Origin of the sequence: Devosia sp. (genome assembly GCF_034675085.1) — a bacterium.
Classification (GTDB): Bacteria; Pseudomonadota; Alphaproteobacteria; order Rhizobiales; family Devosiaceae; genus Devosia.
Window position 1 is genome coordinate 1 of record NZ_JAUCDN010000122.1, and the last position, 9,264, is coordinate 9,264.

The 9,264-nt window shown below is 65.5% G+C and carries 9 protein-coding genes; 1 reads left to right on the top strand and 8 read right to left on the bottom strand.

The window, feature by feature from the left end; translation table 11 throughout:
* Positions 1–196 precede the first annotated feature (196 nt).
* Complete coding sequence (locus VDP82_RS09390; RefSeq protein WP_323014589.1) at positions 197–403, top strand: DUF2945 domain-containing protein; 207 nt, start codon at positions 197–199, stop codon at positions 401–403.
* Here VDP82_RS09390 and VDP82_RS09395 read toward each other — a convergent pair.
* The 8 genes from VDP82_RS09395 to VDP82_RS09430 form a co-directional block, all read right to left on the bottom strand.
* A complete protein-coding gene (locus VDP82_RS09395; protein ID WP_323014590.1) occupies positions 400–900 on the bottom strand; it encodes a uracil-DNA glycosylase family protein in 501 nt (166 codons plus the stop codon). The genes VDP82_RS09390 and VDP82_RS09395 overlap by 4 nt on opposite strands.
* Before the next feature lie 170 nt (positions 901–1,070).
* Positions 1,071–2,582 (bottom strand): TolC family protein, encoded by a 1,512-nt coding sequence (locus tag VDP82_RS09400; RefSeq protein ID WP_323014591.1) that lies wholly within the window; start codon positions 2,580–2,582, stop codon positions 1,071–1,073.
* Positions 2,582–4,570: an FUSC family protein gene (locus tag VDP82_RS09405; protein ID WP_323014592.1), complete on the bottom strand. Its 1,989-nt coding sequence runs from the start codon at positions 4,568–4,570 to the stop codon at positions 2,582–2,584. The genes VDP82_RS09400 and VDP82_RS09405 overlap by 1 nt, the downstream gene beginning before the upstream one ends.
* Positions 4,551–5,618 carry a multidrug transporter subunit MdtN gene (gene mdtN, locus VDP82_RS09410; protein ID WP_323014593.1) on the bottom strand — a complete coding sequence of 356 codons (1,068 nt, stop codon included), beginning with the start codon at positions 5,616–5,618 and terminating at the stop codon, positions 4,551–4,553. Before mdtN ends, VDP82_RS09405 begins: the two co-directional genes overlap by 20 nt.
* Positions 5,591–5,872 carry a YtcA family lipoprotein gene (locus tag VDP82_RS09415; RefSeq protein WP_323014594.1) on the bottom strand — a complete coding sequence of 94 codons (282 nt, stop codon included), beginning with the start codon at positions 5,870–5,872 and terminating at the stop codon, positions 5,591–5,593. Before VDP82_RS09415 ends, mdtN begins: the two co-directional genes overlap by 28 nt.
* 88 nt (positions 5,873–5,960) lie before the next feature.
* Positions 5,961–7,052: a DUF1513 domain-containing protein gene (locus VDP82_RS09420; RefSeq protein WP_323014595.1), complete on the bottom strand. Its 1,092-nt coding sequence runs from the start codon at positions 7,050–7,052 to the stop codon at positions 5,961–5,963.
* A 2-nt stretch (positions 7,053–7,054) separates the two neighbouring features.
* On the bottom strand, positions 7,055–8,107 hold the full coding sequence (locus VDP82_RS09425; protein WP_323014596.1) for an imelysin family protein: 1,053 nt from the start codon (positions 8,105–8,107) through the stop codon (positions 7,055–7,057).
* The coding region (locus tag VDP82_RS09430; RefSeq protein ID WP_323014597.1) for a di-heme oxidoredictase family protein at positions 8,107–9,264 on the bottom strand (1,158 nt) is incomplete at its 5' end. The genes VDP82_RS09430 and VDP82_RS09425, both read right to left, overlap by 1 nt.

Here is a 9,264-nt window from a genome sequence, read left to right on the forward strand (position 1 = left end):
TCGTTTGGCTGATGGGCATGAAGAGCGAACCGGCGGCGTGACCTCTTGCGTAACATTTCTATCGTGCCCGCAACACTCTACGCATGCAAGCGGGCGGGGATTTGGTGAAAACCGGCAATCACATTTTCCCCGGGAACCGAAAAATCAACGGGAACGCTCGCCCCGCGCCGACGTTCGCCTTCAATGGAGGACAAGGATGAGCAAATTCAATATCGGAGACCACGTAGGCTGGAATTCAGAGGCCGGCCGGGTTTCGGGCACCATCATCAAGATCCACACCAGCGATTTCACCTATAAGGGGCATAACCGGCATGCTTCGCCGAACATGCCCCAATATGAAATCAAGAGCGACAAGACCGACCATATCGCCGCTCACAAGGAAACGGCCCTGAAGCGGCTTTAGCCGGCCAGAGCCTCCGCCACGCGGCGCTTCAGAACCGGCAGGATATCGCGCTCGAACCAGGGATTGTTGCGCATCCAGCCCACAACCCGCCAGCTCGGATGGGGGAGCGGCAGCAGCGCATCGCCAGCCGAGAAATCGCGCACCGTATCGGTCATGGAGCGGCCGCGCGCGGAAAGATAATAGGCCTGCGCATAGCTCCCCACGAGCAGGGTGAGGCGGATATCGGGCAGTTTTTCCAGCAGGGCCCCGTGCCAGGTCGGGGCGCAGCGGCGCATGGGAGGCGCATCGCCCCCGCCCTTGGCGACGCCGGGATAGCAGAACCCCATGGGCATGATGGCGACCTTGTGTGGATCATAGAAATCGTGCCGGGAGATCCCCATCCAGGCGCGCAGCCGCTCCCCACTGGCATCGTCCCAGGGAACGCCGCTTTCATGCACCTTGCGCCCGGGAGCCTGCCCGATGATCATCACGCCGGCGCGGGCCCCCGCCTGCACCACCGGACGCGGCTCATGCGGCAGGTCAGCCGCGCAGAGCCGGCAGGCGGCGATTTCCGCCAGAAGTTCCGATAGCGATGTGGTGGTCCTGGAAATCGGAAGCCTTCTTTCCCGCGCCGGGCGAGTCTGTCTCCCTTATCGCATAAGCCGGGGAAAGACTCAAGCAAAGCCCTTCAAAGCCCGGCCGCGCTGGTGAGCGTGCCGGTAGAAAACGCCAGTGTCCCGGCGGCGACGAAAGCGTCGCTGCGCGCCTGGGCCTGGGCGTACTGGGCCTTGAGCAGCCCGGTCTGGGCGATGCTGACATCGGCCAGCGTCCCCAGCCCGTTCTTGTAGTAGTCGAGCGCAGCTTCGTAGTTGGTGCGCGCGGCATTGACCAGTTCGCTTGCCGCCGCATTGGCCGACAGGCTGGTGCGCAGCACGTCATAGGCAATAACGATTTCCTGCGCGGCGGCGCTTTGCAACCGGGCAAAGTCATATTGCGAGGCCGCGGCGCGGGCTGTGGCCGCGTCCATGCGTGCGTCGCGCATGCCGCCGTCGAAGATCGGCAGGGTAACGCCCACCAGCACCGCCGCATTGGGCTGGCTGACATCGAGCGTTGCCCCCGAACCGAAGCGGGAATCGCTGATCGAATAGCTGCCCATCATACGGTTGAGCGTGCCGGTGAGGGCGATCTTGGGCAGGAACTCGGCCCGCGCGGCGGCGATCCCCTCTTCGCTCGCCTTCATCTGCGCGAAGGACGCCTGCACGTCAGGGCGGCGTTGCAGGGAGGCAGTGATCAACTGGTCGAGATTGGCCGGCACCCGGCGCGGCAGCGAACGGCCGGAAAGATCCTGCACCTTGATCGATGCGGTGGGCGAAATGCCCATGGCGCCGAGCAGCATGGAATAGGTGCTGCGCTCGCGCCCGCTGGTCTGGGTCATGTCGAATTCGGCCTGCGCCACCTGCTGCTTGGCCTGGGCCACCTCCATAGTGGTGGCGACGCCCTGGCCCAGCCGCGCCTCGGACGCCGAGAGCACGACGCGGGCATTCTGCAAAGCCTCGCGGTCGATGCGGCTCTGGGCGCGGGCGGCGCTATAGGCATAAAAGGCGTTGCTGACATCGTAGATCAGCTTCTGATGGGCGGCATTAAAGCCCACATTGGCGGCGAAGGAAAGCTGCTGCGCGCTGGCCAGCACCGCGTCCCGCCCGCCAAAATCGAAGAGCAGCCATTTGACCGCCAGCGACGGCACCACCTGCGCGCCCGATGTGGTGACGGTGCCGCTGGGAATGGTGACGAGAGCGGTGTCGATCCCCGGCGCGGTATTGGAGGTGACGGCATAACCGGCCAGCACATCGGCGCTGATGATGGGCAGATAAGTCGCCTCGGCTATACCCACGGCGGCGGCGGCCTCGCGCGCCCGCTGCCAGGCGCCCTGTGTCACCGGATTGGACCGCTGGGCGATATCGATGAGTTCGGGCAGGCTATAGCTGCGATTGGCGGTGAGCGGCGGCGTCGCGATGGCGATGGGCATGGAGGGGTCGGGCGTGAGGGCATAATCGCCCTGGCCCGGATCGATGGCCGCCGCGCCCGCCACGCCGCGATAGGGCGTGGTGGCACTGGCCGGGGCCAGCTTGTTCGATGATGTGGAGCAGCCGGCAAGAGCCAACAGCACCGCGCCCCACAGCAGCAAAGGTCCGATCCGCATCAGAGCGCCTCGAGCGTATTGGAAAAGCCCAGAGCCAATTGGCGATGGCGGGCGATCGTCTCTTCCAGGTCCCGGCGCCATGGCGCGCGCGCAGGGGCCCGTGCCAATTGGCGCTCAAGCCGGCCCAGCGTGGCGGAAGATCGAGAAAGCGACTGGTCGAGCATGGTGCGGGCCTCGGGTGGAGGCGCCAGAATAGCCGAGGCGGCGTCATCCAGAAACCGGGCCAGGGACGCTTCATGGGCAAGCGTTGCAGCTTTCACACAAAGGGGCGCTCCGAAGAGGTAGCGGGGGCGGGCCTCGAGGCAGCGCAAGCCGGCCAGATCGACCATCGCGCTCTCGGTTGCCGCCAGCAGCGTACGGGCATGGGGCAAAAGCGGTGAGCGCATCCGCAGGCGTGACGCCTCGAAGGCGGAGAGGCGGGACAGGCGCCTGGCTTCGGCCAGCGCGGGGGGAATGGGAGCAAGGCCGACTCCGGCCTTTTTCAGCTCCTCCGCCAGCCACCTGACCGCCCGGCTCAGATATGCCGCCGCGCCGGCGCCGACGCTGGCCGGCCAGAGCCAGAGAAAGACAATGGCCACCACGGCATTACCGATGAGTATGCCCAGGACACGATTGCTCGCCACGCCGAGATCGAAAGACGGGCCATAACCCTGCAACACGCAGAGGAAGAAGGCCAGCGCCATCTGCCAGCCCATATACTGGACCAGCGAGGAGCCGTTGGCGACCCAGGCGGCGATGAAGGTGCCCACCGCCACAAGCAGCAGCAGATGGCCGATATCGGTCATGTGCGGCATGATGAAAACGATGCTGCCCACACCCATCGCCGCCCCGATGAGACAGCCAGCCATACGCAGGCTGGCCTTGTGCAGCGTTTCGCCGGTGGTGCCGAGAGCAACGTAGAAACAGGTGATCATGGCCGTATGGATTTCGAACCAGTCCCGGGCCGTATAGATGCCATAGGTGATGAAAATGGCCAGCAGCGATTTGAGCGCGAACTGCATATAGGCCGGGTTGGTGAAGGTGTCAGCCGGTTCCTCTGCGGCGCCGCGCGGCGCGGGCAGAGGCAGACTTCCGGCCCAGATCGCCGCTATCCGCCCAGCCCTGCGGGCAAGACCGGCATTCTCCGCTACGCCACTTTCCATGTGGCCGGAGGCAGGCCGGAGGTGGCGGAATTCGATTGCATCGGCCAGGGCCGTGAGCCGACCGGCAAGGCGCGGGTCGTTTGGCGCCCCCACGGTCTGCATGAGCAATTCCTGCCCCATTGGCATGATGGCTGCGAGGCGGCTGGCCTCGATCCTGGAGTGAAAGCCGAAAACGGCAGCGAGCCGGGCGGGGGCGGCAAGCTCCGCCGCCTTCCGCTCGAGCAGAGGCCGTGCCTGTTCCGCCGCGCCGGCCTTGCCGGCCAGCATATCGCCCGCAGCGCGCAGGCATTGCGCCAGCCGGCGGCGGGTGAGGGTCGCCGGATTCGGTCCCATCAGCGCATTGACCAGCACCAGCGTCGCCATGGGCACGAAGACCACCACCCACATCCAGCTCAGCCCACGCGAGAGCAATTCGGGAATGGGCACGAAATCGTTGAGGGTCATGACGAAGGCGAAGACGAAGCCGACCGTTGCCGCCACCGGCCCCGCCTTGGTCGCGACGGAAAAATACATGCCGGCAAAGGTGAAGGCCGCCATCAGGCCGAGCCGCATCATCGGCTCGTCCGACGCCAGTTGCAGGAAAACCAGCCCCAGCAGGATGCCCACCGACGCCCCGACGATAAGGCCCAGCGCAATCAGGATACCGCTCGCCGCATTGTCGCGGCTGGCGAAAAAGATCAGGTAGCATGCCACCGCAGCCTCGGGCACGTGCTGGCTCATGCAGAACGCCACGACGATGACGACGCAGAGCGTCATGCGCAGAGAGGCCCCCAGCCGCCCCTCATAGGGGCGCAACTCATCGACGAGCACACTGAAAAGACCAGGCTTAGTGGGCGCCGTCGCCATGATCCGCTTCCGCGCCATGCAGCACCACCACCGCCGAGGCGCCGACGCGCATCAGATCGGGCGGGGGCGCGTGCAGTTCCACATAGACGGGAAACCGCTTGGCCACTTTCACCCAGTTGAGCGAGTTGGACACGATGGGCAGGCCCAGAATGGTGGCCGCATCGGCCGAGCGCACCCCCCAGCCGATGGCCACCACCGTGCCGCGGATTGGCTGGCGGGTATCGGCCATGACGAAAACCTCTGCCGCATCGCCCAAAGCGATATTGGGCAATTCGGTTTCGCGGAAGAAGGCGACCGCCTCCCATTTCGAGGTGTCGATCATGGCAAAGACCGTCTGCCCGGTGACCACATATTCGCCCGCCGGCATGGTGAGGCCGGTGACGATGCCATCGAAGGGCGCGCGGATGACGGTATTGTCCAGATCGCGCTGGGCCAGCGCCACGGTGGCAGCAGCCGTGTCCACCTGAGCCTGGCGGGTATCGAGCGTACCGATGATCTGGGTGGCGCCCTGCGATTGCTGGAGGGCCTGGTCGAGGCTCACCAGCGCATCATTATAGGCGGTGCGGGCCTGGTCGACCTGCTGGGCGGTGACGAAGCCGCGCTCGAGCAGGGGCTCGAGCCGTTCCAGTGTCTGGCGGGCCAGATCGGCATTGAACTGGGCGCGCTCGATCTGTTTTTGCGCAACCTCGGCATTGGCCTGCTCGGTGGCGATATTGCGCTGGCCCTGCACCAACTCGGACTGGGTGGCGCGCAATTCCGCCTGCGCCTGGGCCAGCCGCAACTGATAGGGCTCAGGGTCGATCTGGAAGAGAACGTCACCCTTTTTTACTGCGTCATTATTGGCGACCGAGATGGCCACGACCCGGCCGGGGACGGTGGAGGAAATCTGCACCACCGGCGCCTCGATCTCGGCGACGTCGGAGCGCGGATTGGCCGCGCCCAGGCTCCAGGCAAGATAGATCAGCACCGCTGTGGCGATGAAAACCCCATAGCCGATGAGCTTGCCCAGCACCGCCCGCATCATGCCGCTCCCGACCAGATCATCCACAAAGCAATGCCGCCGCTTATGGCCAGGCATAGATAGACCAAGGGCGGGGCGGGCAGGTGCTCATCGATGCGCAGGGCGATCAGGAGGGCGCGCAACAGCACCGCGACCACAACGCCGCCGACCGCGCAAATGACCCATGCGGGAAAGAACGAGCCGAAAACCGGCACCGAGGGCGACCCGCCGCTGGCACCGCATCCGGCCAGCACCATGGCCACAAGGGCCGGAACGCCCAGTCTCAAAACTCGCGCAAGCATCCCGGCGCCACGCCCAATTTCCATTGACCCGAGGCTGTTATGAAGATCAGCCTCGCTCTTGGCAAGGTCGGTTCCGCCCCATCGCGGCTCAGGCGAAGCGCAGCATATGGTTGTCGAATTGGAAGTCGAAAACCTGCCGTGCATGTGCGGCGCCGGCAAATCCGATCATCTCGCCATCGCCACTGGTGGCGAGGAACCCTGCGCCGTCGGCGGCCAGGCCGCAGCCATCGCGCAAGCCCTCGACCAGTACCGGATAGCGCCCTTCGGTATCGAGCGCGACGAGCAGATTGCCTTGCGGCGAGGAGATGGCGACGCGCTCGCCATCGGCGGAGATGGCGACGGAGCCGACATAATTGCGCAGGTCACGCAGCGTATCGGCCGGCAACTCGACAAGGCGGATCTCGCCATCGGCGGTCGCATAGCCGAGCAGTTGCGGCATGTCGGCCGGCTGGCCCTTATACTGGCAGCCGAACCAGACCCTGGAGCGCGCATCGATGGCCATGTGGCGGATGGAAAGCTGGTGCAGGCCCGGATCGAGCCGCAACTGGCCGACCAGATGCCCGTCGCGCCGATCGATGAAGACGATGGACGGATCCATGGTTGACAGGTTCAACTCGGCCCGCCCGTAATCGGGATGGGTCTCGATGCCCCCATTGGCGACGACGAAGGTGACGCCATCGGGCATCAGCAGCATCTCATGCGGGCCGGTGCCGTAAGTGGGAAACTCCCCGATGCGCCGATACCCGTCGGTCGCGTCATAAATTCCGATCACGCCCTCGGCGGCCTCGAAATCATTCTCGGTGGCATAAAGCAGCCGCCCATCGGGCGAAAAGACGCCATGACCGAAGAAATGCCGGCCTTCGCTGGAGGTAAGGGTGATCGGCGCCTCACGTCCCGCCGGATCGAACACCAGCGCAAAGGTGCCGGGCTGGCGGGCAAACACCACGCCACGGTTCGCTTCGCGGCTGATGGTGATGTCATGCCCGCGATCGGGCAGATCGAGGCTGGTGATCACCGCGCCACGCTCATTGAGCAATATGGCGCCATAGGATCCCGCTTCGGTGAGCGTGGCGCTGGCGAAGATCAACTCGCTCCCTTCCAGCGCCAATGCCTGACGCGGCAGCAGGCTGGCGGCGAAACCGGTACCGGCCGCTTTGAGAAACGCCCTACGCTGCCACATGGTCAATCTCCATCGAGCGAGGAAAAACCGACGCTGAGCCCCAGCGAGGCGGACAGTTCCTCCCCGATGAGGCGTTGTAAATCCTGCGTGGCTGCCAGAAGATCGAGCAGCGCTGCCGCCTGATCGGGATCGACCACCGCCGTTTCCACGTCACCCGTCACCCGATCGATGGCGGCCAGGGCATTGCCGAAAGCCGCTTCGATCGCGCTGGCGAGGTCCGCGTCTGAGACGATGCCGGACAAACCCAACATACGCCTTATGCCCTCGATATCGGCCCTGAGCATGGGCAGGGTCAGGCTGGACCGCCAGAACATGGCCTGCCGGGGCTTTGCCGGCTTGCCGTCGCGGCTGATGAAGGGCAACAACCTCTGGTCGCGCGCCGCCTCGATGCCGTGGGCCATGAGCCCCACCAATCCTTCGAGCGCCTCGGTCTGGGTGCGGTAGTCCGCATAAGCGGGGTCGGGCGCAGTCAGGTGCAGCGCGATGCCGTCGGGGTCGGCCCAGCCGGCAACCAGTTCTCCGGCGATGGTAGCAATATTGGCGGCTATCGCCTGCCCGAAGGCGCAGCGAAACGGCATACCCGTCGCCAGGGTCTCCGCGCCGGTGCCGAACAGCACGAATTCCAATGCGCCAAAGCCCTGCACGGCGACGCTCCCCTGCCGGATGCGCTCGGGCGTGATGGCGGCTGCATCTTCCCCGGCCAATATCGCCTGCACCTGCTTGAGCGCGATCCCCTTGCGGTCGGGCCAGAACAGCAGCCGGTCCACCCGGTTTTCTTCGACCAGCGGCCCGGTGCGGACAAATTCGACACGCCCGAAGGCCAGCGCTGCCCCTGCAAACCCCGCGCGCGCCGCTTCGAGCTGAGCCGGGGCGGGCGCCCGGCAAAGAGCCTCCATATCAGCGACGAGCTCATCCGCGCGCAGGGAAAGAGTCTTGATGGCGGGGCGGATGACGTTGTGCACACTCGAGCGCAGCATTTCCGATGGCGTCGTGGTCTGCGCAAAAGCCGGAGTTGCGGCGATCAGCACAGACAGGGCAAGCAGCAGGCGCCGCATCACAGGGACTCCAGAAAGGCCAGCAGATTGGCGCGCGTCTCGGACGACATGGCGGCAAAAACATCGCGCGCCGCCTGCGCCTCCCCACCGTGCCACAAGATCGCCTCGGTGAGGTTACGCGCCCGCCCGTCGTGAAGAAAGAGCGTATGGCCGGAAACCGTCTGGGTGAGCCCGATGCCCCAGAGCGGAGCCGTGCGCCATTCATAGCCGTCCGCCTGGCCCTCCGGACGATGGTCGGCCAGGCCAGGTCCCATGTCGTGGAGCAGGAAATCGGAATAGGGCCAGATGAGCTGGAACCGCAAAGCAGGGTTTTCCGCGGCCTTGCTGGTCACATATTTTGGGGTGTGGCAGGCGGTGCAGCCGGCGGTGTAAAATGCTTCCTTGCCCGCCAGCACCGCTGGATCATCGACATCGCGCCGCTGCGGCACCCCCAGGGTCTGGGAATAGAAGGTGACGAGGTCGAGCACCGGATCGGGGCCTTCGCTCACGCCCAGCCGCTCCTGCTCGCCATTGGGCATGGAAAGGCATTGCGGCTGGTTCTGCGTGCAATCGCCATAGGGCAGGTTCACCAGGGGTGTGGAGAGCCCGATATCGCCGGCAAAGGCCGAAGCCGCCTGGCTGCGCACCGTAGCCACGCCGGCCTTCCAGCCGAAACGGCCCAGCATCACCGTGCCGGTTTCGGGCGCGATGGTCCAGTTGGGACGGCCGGAAATGCCGTCCCCATCCCTGTCGCCGGGATCGGCCCGGGCCAGAATGTCCTCGAGCGGAATCTGCTCGACCAATCCCAGCCCGATCATGGGCGAAGCGACGCGGGGCGAGAGCATGATGTCGGGGCTCAGCGGGCCGTAAGCCAACTCGGCGATCGAATAGGTCGGCGCGCGCAGGGTAACCACAGTGCCATCGTCGAGCGTTACCGGCTCATCGGCATAATCGATCACCATGCGCCCTTCGGCCGCCAGGCCGGGCGCAGCGAAGGTCTGCAATTGCGTGCCATAGGTGGGGTCGCCAACTTCACCGGCAATCACCCCGTCCAGCGCCACGCGCTCGTCTTGCGCGCCCGGCGGCACCGAGAGGCGCAGGAACATCGAGGCGCTTTCATTTTCGCCAGGGAAAGGCGGATGGCCGCGCCCATCCTTCAAATGGCAGCTCTGGCAGCC